The organism is Paraglaciecola sp. (assembly GCF_039942875.1).
GTDB lineage: Bacteria > Pseudomonadota > Gammaproteobacteria > Enterobacterales > Alteromonadaceae > Paraglaciecola.
The window spans coordinates 156,883-174,936 of the sequence record NZ_JBDVBQ010000024.1 but is presented as its reverse complement, the minus strand read 5'-3'; the positions used below and the strand labels follow the sequence as shown (position 1 = coordinate 174,936).

Annotated in this window: 18 protein-coding genes and 4 tRNA genes; 12 read left to right on the top strand and 10 right to left on the bottom strand. The window is 39.4% G+C overall.

Features of this window, described 5'->3' with window-relative positions; genetic code table 11:
- The first annotated feature begins 19 nt into the window (after positions 1-19).
- Positions 20-1,264, top strand: coding sequence for a bifunctional glutamate N-acetyltransferase/amino-acid acetyltransferase ArgJ (gene argJ / locus ABJE44_RS07285; RefSeq protein WP_348112389.1), 1,245 nt, complete (start codon positions 20-22; stop codon positions 1,262-1,264).
- Positions 1,265-1,300: 36 nt separating this feature from the next.
- On the opposite strand, the gene ABJE44_RS07280 is transcribed toward argJ, so the two are convergent.
- The 6 genes from ABJE44_RS07280 to hemA form a co-directional block, all read right to left on the bottom strand.
- Positions 1,301-2,119: a tetratricopeptide repeat protein gene (locus ABJE44_RS07280; protein WP_348112388.1), complete on the bottom strand. Its 819-nt coding sequence runs from the start codon at positions 2,117-2,119 to the stop codon at positions 1,301-1,303.
- A 124-nt stretch (positions 2,120-2,243) separates the two neighbouring features.
- Positions 2,244-2,618, bottom strand: coding sequence for a SirB2 family protein (locus ABJE44_RS07275; protein ID WP_348112387.1), 375 nt, complete (start codon positions 2,616-2,618; stop codon positions 2,244-2,246).
- Between the two features lie 82 nt (positions 2,619-2,700).
- Positions 2,701-4,245: a DUF3369 domain-containing protein gene (locus ABJE44_RS07270; RefSeq protein WP_348112386.1), complete on the bottom strand. Its 1,545-nt coding sequence runs from the start codon at positions 4,243-4,245 to the stop codon at positions 2,701-2,703.
- Between the two features lie 97 nt (positions 4,246-4,342).
- Positions 4,343-5,224, bottom strand: coding sequence for a peptide chain release factor N(5)-glutamine methyltransferase (gene prmC / locus ABJE44_RS07265; RefSeq protein ID WP_348112385.1), 882 nt, complete (start codon positions 5,222-5,224; stop codon positions 4,343-4,345).
- Positions 5,225-5,241: 17 nt separating this feature from the next.
- The gene (gene prfA, locus ABJE44_RS07260; RefSeq protein ID WP_133470371.1) at positions 5,242-6,327 is read right to left on the bottom strand and encodes a peptide chain release factor 1; all 1,086 of its coding nucleotides are present in this window, start codon (positions 6,325-6,327) and stop codon (positions 5,242-5,244) included.
- Between the two features lie 34 nt (positions 6,328-6,361).
- The gene (gene hemA / locus ABJE44_RS07255) at positions 6,362-7,621 is read right to left on the bottom strand and encodes a glutamyl-tRNA reductase (protein ID WP_348112384.1); all 1,260 of its coding nucleotides are present in this window, start codon (positions 7,619-7,621) and stop codon (positions 6,362-6,364) included.
- A 192-nt stretch (positions 7,622-7,813) separates the two neighbouring features.
- Between hemA and lolB the strand changes: the two genes are divergently transcribed.
- From lolB to ychF, 7 genes are all read left to right on the top strand, one after another.
- Positions 7,814-8,386 carry a lipoprotein insertase outer membrane protein LolB gene (gene lolB, locus ABJE44_RS07250; RefSeq protein WP_348112383.1) on the top strand — a complete coding sequence of 191 codons (573 nt, stop codon included), beginning with the start codon at positions 7,814-7,816 and terminating at the stop codon, positions 8,384-8,386.
- Entirely contained in the window at positions 8,371-9,249 is an 879-nt protein-coding gene (gene ispE, locus ABJE44_RS07245; protein WP_348112382.1) for a 4-(cytidine 5'-diphospho)-2-C-methyl-D-erythritol kinase, read from the top strand. Before lolB ends, ispE begins: the two co-directional genes overlap by 16 nt.
- 1 nt (position 9,250) lies before the next feature.
- A tRNA-Gln gene (locus tag ABJE44_RS07240) sits at positions 9,251-9,325 on the top strand.
- 55 nt (positions 9,326-9,380) lie between these two features.
- Positions 9,381-10,328, top strand: coding sequence for a ribose-phosphate pyrophosphokinase (locus ABJE44_RS07235; protein ID WP_133470368.1), 948 nt, complete (start codon positions 9,381-9,383; stop codon positions 10,326-10,328).
- 402 nt (positions 10,329-10,730) lie between these two features.
- On the top strand, positions 10,731-11,369 hold the full coding sequence (locus tag ABJE44_RS07230; RefSeq protein WP_348112381.1) for a 50S ribosomal protein L25/general stress protein Ctc: 639 nt from the start codon (positions 10,731-10,733) through the stop codon (positions 11,367-11,369).
- A 5-nt stretch (positions 11,370-11,374) separates the two neighbouring features.
- On the top strand, positions 11,375-11,974 hold the full coding sequence (gene pth, locus ABJE44_RS07225; protein WP_348112380.1) for an aminoacyl-tRNA hydrolase: 600 nt from the start codon (positions 11,375-11,377) through the stop codon (positions 11,972-11,974).
- A gap of 88 nt (positions 11,975-12,062) precedes the next feature.
- A complete protein-coding gene (gene ychF, locus ABJE44_RS07220; RefSeq protein WP_348112379.1) occupies positions 12,063-13,154 on the top strand; it encodes a redox-regulated ATPase YchF in 1,092 nt (363 codons plus the stop codon).
- Between the two features lie 60 nt (positions 13,155-13,214).
- Here ychF and ABJE44_RS07215 read toward each other — a convergent pair whose 3' ends face one another.
- Entirely contained in the window at positions 13,215-14,225 is a 1,011-nt protein-coding gene (locus ABJE44_RS07215) for an alpha/beta hydrolase (RefSeq protein WP_348112378.1), read from the bottom strand.
- Between the two features lie 256 nt (positions 14,226-14,481).
- Between ABJE44_RS07215 and ABJE44_RS07210 the strand changes: the two genes are divergently transcribed.
- The 4 genes from ABJE44_RS07210 to ABJE44_RS07195 all read left to right on the top strand — a co-directional run bounded on the left by ABJE44_RS07210 (position 14,482) and on the right by ABJE44_RS07195 (position 16,375).
- Positions 14,482-14,558 (top strand) — tRNA-Met (locus ABJE44_RS07210).
- Between the two features lie 27 nt (positions 14,559-14,585).
- Positions 14,586-14,670, top strand: a tRNA-Leu gene (locus ABJE44_RS07205).
- 16 nt (positions 14,671-14,686) lie between these two features.
- Positions 14,687-14,761: transfer RNA gene (locus ABJE44_RS07200), tRNA-Gln, on the top strand.
- A 207-nt stretch (positions 14,762-14,968) separates the two neighbouring features.
- On the top strand, positions 14,969-16,375 hold the full coding sequence (locus ABJE44_RS07195) for an alanine/glycine:cation symporter family protein (protein ID WP_348112377.1): 1,407 nt from the start codon (positions 14,969-14,971) through the stop codon (positions 16,373-16,375).
- 19 nt (positions 16,376-16,394) lie between these two features.
- Here ABJE44_RS07195 and ABJE44_RS07190 read toward each other — a convergent pair whose 3' ends face one another.
- The 3 genes from ABJE44_RS07190 to ABJE44_RS07180 are packed head-to-tail and all read right to left on the bottom strand — an operon-like array spanning position 16,395 to position 18,049.
- Positions 16,395-16,793, bottom strand: a complete 399-nt coding sequence (locus ABJE44_RS07190) for a YkgJ family cysteine cluster protein (RefSeq protein ID WP_348112376.1) — start codon at positions 16,791-16,793, stop codon at positions 16,395-16,397.
- Positions 16,794-16,833: 40 nt separating this feature from the next.
- A complete protein-coding gene (gene ylqF, locus ABJE44_RS07185) occupies positions 16,834-17,844 on the bottom strand; it encodes a ribosome biogenesis GTPase YlqF (RefSeq protein ID WP_348112375.1) in 1,011 nt (336 codons plus the stop codon).
- 28 nt (positions 17,845-17,872) lie between these two features.
- The gene (locus tag ABJE44_RS07180) at positions 17,873-18,049 is read right to left on the bottom strand and encodes a hypothetical protein (protein WP_166638760.1); all 177 of its coding nucleotides are present in this window, start codon (positions 18,047-18,049) and stop codon (positions 17,873-17,875) included.
- Positions 18,050-18,054 lie beyond the last annotated feature (5 nt).

Here is an 18,054-nt window from a genome sequence, read left to right as displayed (position 1 = left end):
AAGCTAAATTTTAAAGACTATGCCTGTAAACCTCCCCTCTATTGATGATCAAACATTACCCCCAGTCCCTGGAATACGTTTAGGCTGGGCTGAAGCCAATATCAAGCAGAAAAACCGTAAAGATGTATTAGTCATCGAATTAGATTACGGTAGCCGAGTATCTGGAGTGTTTACCCAAAATAGATTTTGCGCAGCCCCCGTTCATATTTGTAAAAAACATTTAAGTGAATCAAAGCAAATCAAAGCGTTAGTTATTAATACAGGTAATGCAAACGCTGGAACTGGCGAAAAAGGGCTAGAAGATGCCCTGACCACCTGTTCGCATCTTGCAACCGAATTAAATACGCCAATCAACTCTATTTTACCCTTCTCTACCGGGGTTATCTTAGAGCATTTACCAATGGAAAAATTGTTAGCAGGTTTAGCGCCCGCAGTGAAACGTTTAGATGCAAACTCATGGAAGTCAGCGGCTTGGGCCATTATGACCACTGATATCGCCCCAAAAGCCTATGCCACGTCAGTGACAGTAGAGAGTAAAGACATTCAAATAACTGGGATTTCAAAAGGGGCTGGAATGATCCACCCTAATATGGCGACCATGTTAGGCTTTATTGCAACTGACGCGGCTATTTCACAGCCGATATTAGATGCTATTACCAAGCAAATTGCAGACTTGTCTTTCAACTGTATTTCTGTGGACGGGGATACATCAACCAATGATTCTTTCATTATTATGGCGACTGGCAAAGCCAACAATGCAGAAATAGCCTCCGAGGAAGATCCTGCTTACCAGGATATTTTTAACGCTCTGCTTGAAACTGCACAATATTTAGCAAAAGCTATAGTGCGTGATGGTGAAGGGGCGACTAAATTTATTACTGTAAATGTAAAAGGCGCGACAAGTAATGCAGAAGCTAAAGCCATTGGCTATGCCATAGCTAAGAGCCCTTTAGTCAAAACGGCCATGTTTGCTTCAGATCCAAACCTAGGCAGAGTTCTAGCTGCAATAGGATATGCCTCCAGAGATTGTAAGTCTTTAGAAGACCTTAATGTTGATGATATTCAGCTGTATTTTGGCGATGTTTTAGTGGCTGAAAATGGTGGACGTGCTGTTTCCTATACCGAAGAAGCGGGCCAAGCAATCATGGACAATTCTGAAATAGACATTTCTGTGGTTCTTAACCGAGGTAATGACAAAGCCACAATTTGGAGTTGTGACTTTAGCTATGACTATGTGCGTATTAATGCAGAATACCGAACCTAAGAGCGAAGGCAGAAGCGACTAAGCCGCCCCCACTCATCAATGCAATACGACAGGAACCTGCTCAGAAAGTTGTTGTAATTGAGCTTGTAGCAATTGAGTTGCGGGATCTTTTGGACATTGCCTGATAAAAAATTGATAGTCGGCAATTGCCACTTGGGTGCAATCTAACTGGTGTAATAAAAAGCCGCGATCCCGCCTTTCATAAGGGTCGTTAGGACAAAGTTGCACCAAAGTTTCAACCACACCTAAAGCTTCTGCATATTTTTTCTCAGAGATATATGCACTTTTTAAATTATGCAGTAACCTCACTAGGGTTTCTTCACAACATGCTTCGTTTAGGGCTTCCTCTGGCATTTCTTCGTCTTCGAATTCATTTAAAATCGAAAAGTACAATGCCTGTAAATTATCTCTACTCAGCTGTTTTCCGTTCACAGGATCAACAAATACCGTAGTTCCATCATCAAAATTACATTTAACCAAAAAATGCCCTGGAAAATTAACACCTTGTATATCAAACCCCAAAGATTTTCCTAGAGATTGAAATACAATCGCCAAGCTAACAGGCATACCCGTTCGGTACTCCAAGACTTTGTTGATTAAACTATATTGACTAGAAAAATAATTTTCTTCACTTCCGCTAAACGCTAACTCAACGAAAAAAAAGGTTATAAAACGACTAAAACTAACTGCATTTATATCTGGAGAATCAATATATAACTCTGCGTCAGCTTTCCACTGTGATAATTGTTGTTGATAGTGGTTTAAACACCCTACGCCATTTTGAAATGTAGTAGCTACCTGTAATCCGGCAAGTAAACAATCTTGCTCTCTAATAGCTTGCTGTAATTCCTTCACAGGACCCCCTAATAAAAACCTCTCTCTTATCTATCGGTTTTATTAGGGTTACCTTTACTAAAAATATTACAAAAACGCCAAAATAATGGAAACAAAAACTAACTGGTTATTTAAACAACAATTTTTAGAAAATTAACGGCTGTTTTGTGACTGCCACAAATCCTGCATAAGCTATCCAGCTCAATGCACCTATGAACCCAACACCTCGCATTAGAGGAGTCTGTTCGGGCTTTAACGCTAAAACAACCATAAATGCGTACATGAAAAACGCCACAAATTTTTCCGTTACCCATCCATTAACGACCGGATACTGTTGAATAAAAATGCATAACGCAATAGCGGCTACTAACAACACTGTGTATACAATATGAGGAAGGATTTTCAACCATTTCAGCTGTAATTTGTCTGATTTAATTACAGTCAGAGTAAAGCGAATTAAAAACAGTAAAACACTCATTACTACTGCAGACATATGAGTAATTTTGACGATTTCGTACATAAGAAGGCCTTTATATGATAATAAAAACACACTCTGACGTAACCTCATCAGAGTCGTAGATTAAAACAAGATGCGAAGATTATTAGAAATCAGGGTATAAAGTAATAACTTCTTCAATTTTATTAATATTTTCTTCAAGTATTCTGACTAAAGTAGGATCGAACTGCTTACCTTTCTGCTCTAAAACTAAGCGTAATGATTCCTCTGCAGACAAAGCTTCTTGATAACTGTGTTTATGCCTCATAACATCATAAGCATCTGCCAAAGACGTTATACGGCAATAGATATGAATGCTTTCACCAGACTTACCTCTAGGATACCCATTTCCATCCCAGTATTCGTGATGGTCTCTAGCAATCAAAGCTGCGGCTTTAATTAATGGTCTAGTTGAATCCTTAAGAAGATCATACCCAAAATCGGCATGTTGACGGATCACTTCGATTTCTTCCGGTGTTAATTTTTCACTTTTGACTAAAATATTCTCAGGTATTTTTATTTTGCCAACATCATGTAAAGGTACTGCTAACCCTAATGTCTCAGACTCTTCTTTTGATAGACCAATTTCACGGGCTAAGATTTGGCTTATTTTAACAATTCTTAAAATATGGCGCCCATGCTCGCTACTTTGTTCAAGTGCTTGTCCCAACCTTTCAATTACTTCTTGTTGTGTTTCTTGGAGCTCTTTGTTAAATAAAATATTATCAAAAGCAATTTGCACATTACGAGAAAATAACTCTATTAATTTCTTATCATTTTGACTTAATTTTGAAGGTAAACCAGACAAATAAAGAAGAGAACCTCTCTTTGACTTACTATCGCAATAAGCCACCATATATTCGTCTTCATAAATTAAGCTTTTATTTGCATAGGCCAACATGCAAGAGCTCAATTGCGGCCCACTAATCACTTGTTCGAGTCTCAAGCCTTCTTTATTTTCGTACTCACCTTTTCCAGTAAATACAAATAGCTCAGTGGAGTTATATTGGTTAATAGGTTTTGGCCCCATCACCGCAGAAGTAAGATAAGCGACATCTTTGGTTCCACCTAATAAAGAAGATAACTGTTGCACTATACCTTCGATAAAACTTTCAAAAGATTGCAAGGTAAAAATATCGGCAGACGCCGCGATAACTTTCTCTAGACCTTTTCTATTTTCTTCGATTACGTTGATGTCGTGGTATGAGCGAAGTGCTGCGATAACGACGGAGAATAATTTCTGTGCGGTTAATTCAGTTTTTGATTTATAGTCATTGATATCATAATTGACTATAACATCGCGCTCAGGTGCTTGTCCGGGTTGACCTGTGCGTAAAATAATACGAGTAAAATGGTTATTAATTTCATTCCTTATAAAGTTTGCGACGATTAACCCTGCATCGTCTGTTTCCATAACAACATCGAGTAAAACCACTGATATGTCGTCATGTTCCATAAAAGCTTTTTTAGCTTCAGCTCCATTAAATACACTAATAAACTCTATTCTTTTATCTTGAAAAACAAAATCACCAAGGGCAAGTTTGGTTACCGCATGGATCTCAGGTTCGTCATCTACGATTAACACTTTCCATGTTCCATGAAACTGCACTTCTACTTCGTCGTCTTCCGCGAAAAATATTTCGTCTGACATTATATTTACTCTTAAAAACAGATGCTTAAATACAATAGTAAACTAAAGGCAAACAAACAATGCTTCATCAACAAATTGTTACATTTATGCAAATAGTTTAAGAGTTGAGCCCATTTAATTGTCCCATGGAAACTCTAGGTTGACCGTTTAAATCGCACTCTGTGCGAACATTTAAAAACCCATTCAAGGTTAACAAATTAGCAATAATTTCAGCTTGCTCATTTCCATGTTCTAACAACAACCAGCCTTTATGATTTAGATAATTCACACTATTAGCGATAATAAAACGAATATCATCTAAGCCATCATTACCTGAGGTTAAAGCAGAAGATGGCTCAAAACGAACATCTCCCTGGGTTAGATGATGATCATTAATTTCGATGTACGGAGGATTACTAACAATCAGATCAAATTTTTGTTTTTCTACTGATGAAAACCAGTCACTTTGGATAAATTCAACATCGGGTAGTTGATTATTTGTGGCATTCAATGTTGCTAGTTTCACAGCTTCATAATTTTTCTCTATACCAATAACTGACCATTGCTTGTTTTCACTAGCCAATGCCAATGCGATGGCTCCAGTCCCCGTACCTAAATCGAGAACTCGTATCGAGTCGTCCAAGGCTAAGTCTAACGCAAGTTCAACTAAAAGCTCTGTTTCAGGGCGAGGAATGAGAGTGGCTTCAGATACGGCTAAACGTAAAGACCAAAAATCCCGAAAGCCTACGATATAGGCGACTGGATAGCCTAAAATGCGCTTCTCAAGCATATGATGAAAAGTGTTAATTTGCTCCATTGTTAATTGTTTTTCAGGCCAGGTATGTAGATAAATTTGTTCGCAATCAAGACAGCCACAAAGCAAAACTTTGCTATCAATTGCTGCAGAATCGTAGCTACCATCGTCGCTAATTTGGTGTTCGGTTAATTTGCGACGGGCCCACTTAAGGGCCTGTTCAACAGTTGAATTAGGCTCTAACAATCTAACAAGCCCAACAATTATTCATCAGAAAGTGACGCTAATAAGTCAGCTTGATGCTCTTGTCTGATAGGCTCTAAAATTGCTCCAAGTTCACCTGCAATTACATCGTCTAAACGATAAAGCGTCAGATTTATTCTGTGATCAGTAACACGCCCTTGAGGGAAGTTATAAGTACGAATACGTTCAGAACGGTCACCACTTGCCACTAAGTTTCGACGTGTTGAAGTCTCTTCTGCCATACGCTTTTCATCTTCTAACTGATTTAAACGAGACTGTAATATAGCCATAGCCTGGGCTCTATTTTTATGTTGCGAGCGCTGGTCCTGACATTCAACTACAATCCCCGTAGGATTGTGTGTAATACGAATAGCAGAGTCCGTTTTGTTAACGTGTTGACCACCTGCACCAGACGCTCTAAAGGTATCTATTTTTAAGTCAGCTTTGTTAATTTCTATGGCCTCTGACTCGGGTACAACTGGCATTACCACCACAGTACAGGCTGAAGTGTGAATTCGACCTTGGGACTCTGTTTCTGGTACCCGTTGCACTCGGTGTCCACCAGACTCAAACTTCATAATTCCGTATGCGCCATCACCTAAAATATTAGCAATGACTTCTTTGTATCCACCATGTTCACCTTCATTGGCTGTCACTAGTTCGACCTTCCAGCCTTGTTTTTCAGCATAACGACTGTACATGCGGAACAAGTCACCGGCAAAGATAGCGGCTTCATCCCCACCTGCCCCAGCACGAACTTCTACAAAACAATTACTATCATCATTGGGGTCTTTTGGCAGTAACAAAATTTGCAATGCTTGGGTGTAATCTTCTATATCTTGCTTTGCAGCTTTGTATTCTTCTTGGGCCATTTCACGCATTTCTGCGTCGTCTTCTTGCATCATCTCCTGAGCAGACTCAAAATCTTGCTGAGCCTGTTGATAATCGCGAAAACACTTCACTACATCCTCTAGCTGTGAATATTCCTTTGTTAAACCGCGATATCTATCTTGATCTGCAATGACCTCAGCCTCGCCAAGTAAAGCCTGAACTTCTTCAAAACGCTCGATTAGTGACTCTAATTTTCGTTGTACCGATTCTTTCATTATTTTCCTGTAAGCGGGACATATCTGCCGCTAATTAGTCCTGTTTATTCAACGCCAAAACGTCTTTTAATAGGGAAAGTTGTTCTAAATCCTGTTCGCTTGCCGCTTTCTGAAGTGCTTTAGTAGGGGCATGGATAAGACTATTCGTTAATTTGTTAGCTAACTCTAGGACAACATCTTCAGAGTTTTTTCCATCTGCTAACTGATTTAAAGCCTTTTCAACTAGTGTCTTTTTCTGTAACTCACTCTGTTGTCTAAAGCTTTTCAATACATCAATTGACGCTTGGCTTTGTTGCCAGCGCATAAATTGCTGTGCCTGTTCTTCTACCATTTGATGGGCAAGTTCGGCAGCATCTTGCCTATTAGCTAGATTTTGTTCCACTATTTGTTGTAAGTCATCAACTGTATATAAATACGCATCATCTAAGGATGCAACTTCCGACTCTACATCTCTTGGTACCGCTAAATCCACCAAAAACATAGGTTTATGCCTACGCTCCTTTAGTGCTCTTTGCACCAAACCTTTGCCTAAAATGGGCAACTGACTCGCAGTAGAGCTAAACACAATATCAGCATCTTTCAAATGTTGAGGGATTTGGGCCAAAGTTAAAACTGAAGCACCTAGTGGCTCTGCTACTGCTTGGGCTCTTGCTAACGTACGGTTGGCCACGGTCAATGACTTAACGTTTTGTTCGCTTAAATGTTTAGCAACTAATTCAATGGTCTCCCCTGCTCCAATTAATAGTACCCGACTACGTTCTAAGGAAGAAAAAATATGTTTTGCTAATTGTACAGATGCATAGGCAACTGAAATTGCATTGGCACCAATATCTGTCTCACTGCGCACTCTTTTCGCAACAGAAAAAGTATGTTGAAAAAGTCGGTCAAAACTACCTTTTATGACACCAATATTTTTAGAATGGGTAACAGCCTGCTTAATTTGCCCCAAAATTTGCGGCTCACCTAACATCAAAGAATCTAGGCCACACGCTACCCGCATGATGTGTATTGCAGCGTCTTGTTCTGTATAAAAATAACTATTATTGTCTACATCAAGTTGATCCACAGCATGAAACTTGGCTAACCAAGTTGAAATAAAAGACTTATTGGGCTGTTCAAGTTGAGCATATATTTCGGTGCGGTTGCACGTAGAGACTATAACGGATTCAGCTGCGCCTGTTTGCACTCCCAATGAAGCTAACGCCTGCACAATAGCATCAGGAGAAAACGCGATTTTCTCCCGCAATTCTATAGGTGCGGTTTTGTGATTAATACCAAAAGCAATAAGGGTCATGAAGTGGTCAGGTAAACTACAGCATAAATTCAGTTAATTTAGGGCGGCATTGTACGCAAAAGGTAAATATATTGAAAGGTGTGTGCTTTGTATGTTCCCATTAGTTATCGTATACATTATCGAAACCCAAAATAAATTGTGCAAATTTTATTAAATTCATCTCATTATATTTACAAATATAGCCTTACCATTGTGTTTGTCTTTGTTATTTCGAGTTGCGCCACACAGCAAATTCCCGAAGTGAAATTGCAGGTAGATGCCCACCAATTGAAATTAGCAGAACAAAAAAGTTGGCTGCTCAAAGGTAAAATTGGATTCAAAAATAATACCAAGAAACAAAGTGCAAACTTACGTTGGCAGCAAAGTTTTTCCGAATACCAATTAAATTTAACCACCATTATTGGTACATCCATTTTAAAAATGTCTGGAAGCGACCAGTTCTCCACCTTAATCACCGACGATGGCACCTATAAGGATACTAATGCAAGTAAACTAATATCACGAATTACCGGATGGGAGCTTCCAGTAGAGAGTTTACAATTCTGGGTAAAAGGTCAATATGGTGTGAACGATCAAATTACTCTTAGTGAGCAAGGTTGGGTGACACAACTAATCCCGGATTGTACTCACTGTGCAAATTGGATAATCGATTATGACGATTATCAAATAGTAAAAGATATTTGGTTGCCCCATAAAATCACCTTAAATAATCAATCAAATAACAGCCAACTGCTCATTAAGGTTAATACATGGTCACTAAAATAAAACCTAAAGATTTAACATGGTGGTCGAGTCCAGCTAAATTAAACTTGTTTTTACATATCAATAGCCAATATGAAAATGGGTATCATCAATTACAAAGCTTATTTCAATTACTCGATTATGGGGATGAATTAGCATTTGAAGTTAATGAAACAGGACTCATAACATTAGCCGACCCTATTTCAGGCGTACCTGATGCAGATAATTTAATCATCAAGGCGGCAAAGTTATTACAGCAAGAAATCAACAGCGGCAGCCCCCAAAAAATGGGATGTACTATTCATTTAAAGAAAAACCTTCCCATGGGTGGCGGTATTGGTGGCGGCTCATCGAATGCAGCTACCACACTAGTTGTGTTGAACAAACTTTGGAATTGTCAATTAAATGAGCAAGCCCTTGCTAAATTAGGCTTATCTTTAGGGGCCGACGTACCTATCTTTATCTATGGCAAAACGGCATTTGCTGAAGGTGTGGGTGAAAAGCTAAGCCCTACGCCCCTAGCAGACACATGTTACCTAGTTGTTTTTCCAAATTGCCATGTGTCCACAGCAGAGATATTTACTCATCCAGATTTACCTAGAAACACTGCAAAAATAGATTTTTCAGAATATCAATTTGCTAACACTAGAAATGATTGTCAAAAATTAGTTTGTGAAAGGCATGTGGATGTTGCAAAGACATTACACTGGTTGTTAGAATACGCGCCGTCGAGGATGACCGGTACTGGCGCTTGTATATTTGCAATTTTTGAACATAGAAAGGAAGCATTAAAAGTTCAAGCTTTATTGCCAAATGAAATGACAAGCTTCATTGCAAACGGGGTAAATTTATCCCCTTTACATAACCAAATCCAATCACACGTTTAATTGGGGTATAGCCAAGTGGTAAGGCAGCGGGTTTTGATCCCGCCATTCGTAGGTTCAAGTCCTGCTACCCCAGCCATTTTATCAATAATAGGTAGCATAACTATCTATTACTACGCACCGAGGGTTTTATCGTGCCGGATATGAAGATTTTCTCTGGAAATGCAGTACCTGAATTAGCTCAAAAAGTAGCTGATAGGCTTTACACTAAGCTGGGGCATGCAAGTGTTGGACGTTTTAGCGATGGAGAAATAAGCGTAGAAGTACACGAAAACGTTCGTGGTTCTGATGTATTTATAGTGCAATCTACATGTGCCCCTACCAATGACAATCTAATGGAATTGATTGTTATGATTGACGCCTTTCGTCGCGCATCGGCCGGCAGAATTACCGCAGTTATTCCATACTTTGGTTATGCACGTCAGGACAGACGAGTTCGTTCAGCTCGGGTACCCATTACAGCAAAAGTAGTCGCAGACTTCTTATCCAACGTAGGGGTTGACCGTGTGTTAACCATAGACTTACATGCTGAGCAAATTCAAGGCTTCTTTGACGTTCCAGTAGATAATGCCTTTGGTACACCTATTTTATTAGACGATATGCGTCAACGTGACTTCCACAACCCAGTTGTTGTATCACCTGATATTGGTGGTGTAGTCCGAGCTCGCGCACTAGCTAAGCTAATGAATGATACAGACCTAGCCATTATTGATAAACGCCGACCTAAGGCAAACGTTGCCCAAGTCATGCATATTATTGGTGATGTACAAGATAGAGACTGTATTATTGTTGATGATATGATTGATACTGGTGGTACATTAGCAAAAGCTGCTGAAGCATTAAAAGCTCATGGAGCGAAAAACGTTTATGCTTATGCAACACACGCTATTTTCTCTGGTAATGCGGCTCAAAACTTAAGAGATTCTGTTATCGATGAAATTATTATCACTGATAGCATTCCTTTATGCCCAGAAATAAAAGCCATACCTAAGGTTAAACAACTCACTCTTTCAAATATGCTTGCTGAAGCTATTCGCCGCGTAAGCAATGAAGAGTCTATCTCTGCAATGTTTGAATATTAAACAGACTATAAACCTCATTAACGCAGAAAACCGCTGACTTTCAGCGGTTTTTTTCATTTTACAGCTAAAACATTACCTATCATCAAAACTCATCAGCCAGAGAGCTCGCTACATATTCAACAAAACAGTCAAGACAATGATGACAATAGAGACCCACTACTTACTTCTTTAAAAACTTTTAAAATTTACCTAGCCGGCTTGTTTATATCTGCGCTGGATCTTAACTTTAGTTGTTTTGAATAGAATTAATCATATGTTCTACTTGTCCATCAAGTAAGCCAATGTTAACATGCGCCGCCCTATTTTATGGGGTAGTGCTATTCCTTGGTGGAGTATGCCTATTTACGTAGATTTTGGTCGCAAAAATCTACACACATTTACTTATTTTTTGGAGTTACCACAATGTCTGATGGAATTTTTACTCTAGACGCAGAAATCCGTACTGATTTAGGGAAAGGTGCGAGCCGCCGCCTACGTCACGCCGGTAAAGTACCTGCTGTCTTATATGGCGCTGACAAAGAAGCGAAATCTTTAACCCTTACTCATAACAAAGTGTTTCAAGCTCAAGAATTTGAAGCATTTTACTCTCATGTTTTAACCTTGAATATTGAAGGTGAAAGCGTTGAAGTATTGGTTAAAGACATGCAGCGTCATGCATTTAAACCAATTGTTATGCACCTTGACTTTTTACGTGTAGATGCAAACAAAGAACTTCACACTAATGTGCCGCTTCACTTCATAAATGAAGACACAGCTGAAGCAGTTAAAGTTCAGGGCGGTCATGCTGAAACTCACATGGCTGACGTTGAGATTAGTTGTTTACCTGGTAACTTACCAGAGTACATTGAAGTTGATCTACAAAACGTAGAATTAGGTCAAACATTACATTTGACTGATATAGTTCTACCTGAAGGCGTTTCTTTAGTTGAACTAAACAAAGGCGAATCTCACGATTTAGCTGTTGTTACTGTTAAAATTGCTAAAGGTCCTAAAGTTGAAGATGAAGATGACTCAGCTGAAGAAGAAGCACCTGCGGAATAATTGCTTTGACTGATAAACAATTAGCGCCTATTAGCCTAATTGTGGGCCTGGGTAATCCAGGCCCTGAATATCAGCACACCCGTCATAATGCAGGTTCATGGTTCGTTGAATCACTAGCAAAAATATACAACTGCCCCCTTAAACTTGAAAACAAGTTTTATGGTTACACTGGTCGCATCTCGATTAGTGGACAAGATATCCGCCTCCTTATCCCAACGACTTATATGAATAAAAGCGGTCAAGCTGTAGCAGCTATGGCAAAATTTTATCGCGTCCCTTTGTCAGGTTTACTCGTTGCTTTTGACGAATTAGATATGCCTCCTGGCGTAGCTAAATTTAAGATAGGTGGTAGTTCTAGTCAGAATGGGATCCGTGATATCGTCAGTAAAATGTCAAATCAAAAAGGATTTTTACGGTTACGTATTGGCATCGGTCACCCCGGTGACAAAAATCGCGTGACAGGCCATGTACTTGGCAAAGCACCACAACACGAACAACAACAAATTGAAGATGCCATTGATGAGGCTACACGTTGTGTAGAGATATTAATCAAAGAAGACTTAAAAAAAGCTATGAATCGTCTGCATTCTTTTAAAGCTGAATAACGTTACTGTTAATCAATATATACAAAACAAATTTTAATTAGTTGGCAATCAACCCAACTCAATCAAAACACTTTACGAGGAAATCAAAATGGGTTTTAAATGCGGCATAGTCGGTTTACCTAACGTTGGCAAGTCAACACTTTTTAACGCCTTAACTAAAGCAGGCATAGAAGCCGCTAACTTCCCATTTTGTACTATTGAACCAAATACAGGGGTAGTCCCTGTTCCCGACTTAAGGTTAGACAAGCTAGCGGCTATCGTTAACCCTAAGCGTACTATTCCAACAACTATGGAATTTGTAGACATTGCAGGCCTAGTTGAAGGCGCTTCTAAAGGAGAAGGCCTAGGTAATAAGTTTTTAGCCAATATTCGTGAAACTGATGCTATAGGCCATGTGGTACGGTGTTTTGACAACGAAAATATCGTTCACGTTGCCGGTAAAGTCAGCCCACAGGATGATATTGAAATCATCAATACCGAATTAGCACTATCGGACTTAGACACCACAGAAAAAGCCTTACACAGAGTTGCTAAGCGCGCCAAAGGTGGTGATGCAGATGCCAAAGCTGAGCTCAAAGTACTAGAAAAAATCAAACCTCACTTAGATGAGGGTGAGTTATTACGCTCTTTAGATTTAGATAAAGATGAACTAAAGCTCATTAGCTATATGAACTACCTCACACTAAAACCTACTATGTACATTGCCAATGTTAATGACGATGGTTTTGAAAATAATCCTTATCTAGATAAAGTACGTGAAATTGCTTCTGCTGAAGGTGCAGTGGTAGTGGCTGTATGTGCTGAAATTGAAGCCGAAATTGGCGAGCTAGATGAGGAAGAAAAAGCGGAATTTATGGCTGATATGGGTTTAGAAGAGCCAGGCTTAAATCGCGTAATTCGCAGTGGTTACGAACTATTAGCACTAAACACCTACTTTACCGCTGGGGTCCAAGAAGTGCGAGCTTGGACGTATAAAGAGGGTTCTACTGCCCCTCAAACTGCAGGTGTTATTCATACTGATTTCGAAAAAGGGTTTATCCGAGCAGAAATCATAGGCTATGAGCACTTTGTAGAGTTTAATGGCGAGCAAGGAGCAAAAGACGCTGGAAAATGGCGTTTAGAAGGTAAAGATTACATAGTTAAAGATGGTGATGTTATCCACTTTAGATTTAACGTTTAAGTAATATTTAGCCAAAACCCAATATGGGTTTTGGCTAAAATTTAATTATATAAATAGCGACTAAGTCTCTTTAAGCGTTTTATTCAATACTTTAATAAACCTTTCAAAATCCTCAATATGAGGTAAATGCCCTAACCCCTCCATTTCATATAAGGTTCCATTTGGAATAACTTCCATAACCGTTTTACCCAACTTGTCGTAGCGACCTAGTTGATATTTGATACCTTGTTTCTTCCAATTTCGGCCCGGGCCAGTTCTGTCTCTTGTGCCCATAATTAAGCTAACGTGCATGCTAAAATCGCCAAACTCAGTTACCACAGGCTGAGTAAAAATCATGTCATATGTCTTGGCATTTACCCAAGCGACATCCTTGTAATCATTATGATGGATTTGCCCTACTATAAAATCAGTTAATGACTCATATTGCTCATTCCACTGGCCATCATAATAAAATTTTTGCTGATAACTCTTTACGCTCTGAGCTGTCTTTTTTAATTCATTTTGATAGAAAAAGTTTGTGTCTTTATATTCAACGTAGCGAAGGTAATTCTCTAACCCTATAGGGTTAAGCAAGATTAGACTTTCAACAGTGTCTGAGAACATGAGAGCAAAACGGCTAGCTAACATGCCCCCCATAGAGTGACCCAAAATAATAGACTTTTTGATATCGAGAGAGTCAAGTAGGGTTTTAGTGTGGCGAGCTAGGCCAGGAAATGAATATTGATAATTTTTCGGCTTAGAGGATTTACCAAATCCAATTTGATCTGGCATTAATACCCCATAACCTAGCTTACTTAAATAATGTGCAGTGCTAGCCCAATAATCGGCAATAAAGTTTTTCCCATGCAGCAGTGTTACAACAGGTTTATCTCCTTTAGCGGGTATATAACTATATGACATTGACAAGGTAAGTCCTTGTGACTCTATCTCTATAGTTTTCACTGACAGTGTGTATTTATAATTACTAAGCAAAGCGTCGTAGCTTTGAGGAGTGTCCAGATTCTTAGCTGCAGCAGAAAAATTAAATATGGCTAAACTCAGCCAAGTTGCTATTGCATATATTTTAAGCATTACATTTTCCTAATTCTTCAAAAATTTCTAAAATATTATGTATGATTACTTTATTATTAGTGAGTAATTTGCTTCGAAAGTCTATTTAAACAAGATTAATTTCAAAATATTTGAGTAATTTTGAACAACAAATACCCGTAAATCCACTAAGTTGCTTAGTATCTAGCCAAACAGACATTTTATTGTAATAAAACGGTTGACGACAAAAAGCTAGATCAGCATAATACGCGCCACTTCGGAGACGGAGTGATTAAGTGGCTACATAGCTCAGCTGGTTAGAGCACATCACTCATAATGATGGGGTCGCAGGTTCGAGTCCCGCTGTAGCCACCACTTTTATCTTGATTAAGATAGAAGTATGCGGGAGTGGTGGAATTGGTAGACACGCTGGATTTAGGTTCCAGTGCTTCACGGCGTGAGAGTTCGAGTCTCTCCTTCCGCACCAATTTGTAAAGTATTGTTGGGGTATAGCCAAGTGGTAAGGCAGCGGGTTTTGATCCCGCCATTCGTAGGTTCAAGTCCTGCTACCCCAGCCATATTTAAAAAGCCTGCGTATTATACGCAGGCTTTTTTGTTTCTATTTTCTGTATGCTATTTTACAACTCTTTACATCTATTTAACCCAAAGGTAATGACTTCACTTGTAAAGAGCTTTTTATTCATAGCTTCTTCAGTTCACCCTAGACATAAATGCTATTAAGCGGCAGACTTCTCATATAATTATAATAACCTGTGAGTATTATCTTGATTAACGAAATTGTCGCTTTTATTAATAACATCCTTTGGGGAAACGGGCAGATCCTGATTTATATGTTATTAGCAGCTGGGGTCTGGTTCTCAGTCAAGTTAGGTTTTATTCAAATTCGACACTTCGGTCACATGTTTTCTGTAATGAAAGGCAGTAATAAAAGTGATAAAGCGGGTATCAGCTCCTTTCAAGCATTATGTACTAGCCTTTCTGCCCGAGTGGGTACTGGTAATCTAGCGGGTGTCGCAGTAGCTATTTCCCTAGGAGGCTCTGGGGCAATATTTTGGATGTGGGTCATAGCAATCCTAGGAATGGCAACGGGATTTGCAGAGAGTGTTTTAGGTCAGTTATATAAAGTAAAAGATGCTAATGGCGAATTTCGTGGTGGGCCTGCATATTATATACAGCAAGGACTAAATAAGCGCTGGCTAGCTGTTATATTTTCATTATTTTTATTCTTAGGGTATGGATTCATATTTAGCGCCGTACAAGCAAACACTATAACCGACGCACTGAACCACGCATACGACATCCCCACCCTATACTCTGGATTGGTCATTATTGTACTAGCGGGTTTAATCGTTATCGGTGGCCTACGTGCCATAGCAAGGTTTGCTGAGTGGGTCGTGCCGTTTATGGCCGTGACCTACGTATTTGTGACGTTAGTTATTACTATTCTTAACCTTGATTTAGTGCCAGCAATGCTATGGGACATTGTATCGTCAGCTTTTGGATTACAAGAAGCTGGCGCAGGAGCATTAGGAGCTGCATTTAAGCACGGAGTGCAGAGAGGCCTTTATTCAAACGAAGCAGGCTCTGGTAGTGTGCCTCACGCTGCAGCAAGTGCCAGCCCTAATCCTGATCACCCCGTATCTCAAGGTTATGTACAAATGTTAGGGGTATTTATCGATACAATGATTTTATGTACCTGTTCTGCCGTTGTGATCTTATTGGCCGGAGGCGCATCAGGTGAAGGCATGGAAGGCATTCGTTTAACACAAAATGCCATGAGCACACATCTAGGAGCCGGTGGCGGAGACTTTGTTGCCGCGGCTATAAGTCTATTTGCGTTTACGTCAGTTGTCGCTAATTATGCCTATGGTGAAAGTAATCTACATATGTTCAAATTAGATAATAAAATTGGCCGAACGGTTTATACTACTGGTTATTTATTGATGATACTTTGGGGCTCAATGGCAGCATTACCAGAGGTTTGGGCCGCAGCAGATATGGCACTGGGTCTAATGACAGTAATCAATATTACAGCCATTGTATGGATGACTCCAACCATAGTGTCTATCAGTAAAGATTACTTTAGGAAGCGAGAAAATGGAGAAGAGATCACCTATAAATCTGGTGATTGCGAAATCCAAGGTAAATCTGAAAAAGGAATTTGGGACTAAAATCAGGATACATGTCGCTCTAGTCGAAGCTAGGGCGACTATCTTCTAGTAATTTATCTAACGTTTTTTGCGCCTGCTTAGGATTGGCTAAGTCTTTAGCCTCTAGCATTTCGCATTCATCACTGATCATTTGCTTAACGGTGACCGGATAAAAACGGCAATCTTCAGGCCTGTCATAGTAAATATCACAAGTGTACATAACTTTATTTGATTGTTTAGGGTTTTGAGTTTTACGAAGAAATGGACACAAGTGAAGTTGCTTACCCGTTTGCGGTGAAAACCAAATCAAGCCATTTTTTACATACTCAGCAATATCAGGCTGAAATAAATTCCACATTTCTAGATCTTCATCTGACGCAGACAAATCACCATCACTATATTTAATGCAGCATTTACCGCAGGAGTTACACTCTTGCACAGGCTACTCCTTGTAAGTCACATTTAGTTAATTTATGTTATTACTTTCTACGGTTCTGCTTTTTCATTCGTGCAGATTGAGCAGCCCTATCAATTTCTCGCTTTTCCTTACGATCTTTCTTGTCAGGTGTTAACGAACCTGTTTTAAAACGCTCTTTACGCTTTTCTTTATCAGCCGCTTTCTTAGCTTCAACCTCAGCCATTTGTTGAACTTCTGCCGTAATCATTTTTGGTGTTTCAAGGCTAATTCGACCAATTTGTCCCGAACGTAGTTCATTAACTAGCACTTCACAAATTTTATGAAAATTAACCCGAGCACCTTTTCGTAAAGCTCCTCGACTTGCAGCTGCAAGCTCAAGAAATTCAATTTCAGTATCGGGTATATCATCTAACTTATAGCGCTCTTTAAGCAATTCTGGGTAGGCTTTTATCAAGTAATCTGCTGCGAAAAACCCCACATCATCATATTCCATTGCAGTATCTTTAATCGCGCCAGTAGAGGCTAAACGATACCCACTATTAGGGTTTTCTAGCTTGGGCCATAAGATACCAGGAGTATCAAATAAGGTAATTCCATTTCCAAGATTAATTCTTTGCTGATTTTTTGTAACGGCTGCCTCATTACCTGTTTTAGCAATAACTCTATCAGCCAAGATATTAATTAGAGTAGATTTACCTACATTTGGAATGCCCACTATCATAGTATTAATCGTTTTTACGCTGGCATCTTTTTCTGGCAACATTTTTCGGCATAGCTCGATAATTTGCTTCATCTTTGCTGGCTCATCGGTAGTAGACGCGAACGTTTTCACTGCCCTTTCTTTTTCTAGGTGAACTTGCCAGTCTGCGGTTACACTAGGGTCAGCCAAATCTGTTTTACTTAACACTTTGATGCACGGCTTATCACCACGGAGCTCCGCAATCATAGGGTTTTCACTAGAGTAAGGTATACGAGCATCCAGTACTTCAATCAATACATCAACTTGAGGCAATACCTCTTTTATTTCTTTCTGGGCTTTGTGCATGTGCCCTGGATACCAATGAACTGCCATTAAATTTGCCTTTTTAAATATTTACTTTCTAATTCGCGTAGTACATCACTAGTTGAACAATTCCTAAAATTACCAATAAAGGTAAAACCCAGCGCCCCCACTGCCCCATTTGTTCTGAGCTCATTCTGAATCCTGAACGCTCAATTAGGGGAATGACAACCAACAAGGCAATAAACAAACAACCTAAAATAATGAGTATAGTCATACTGA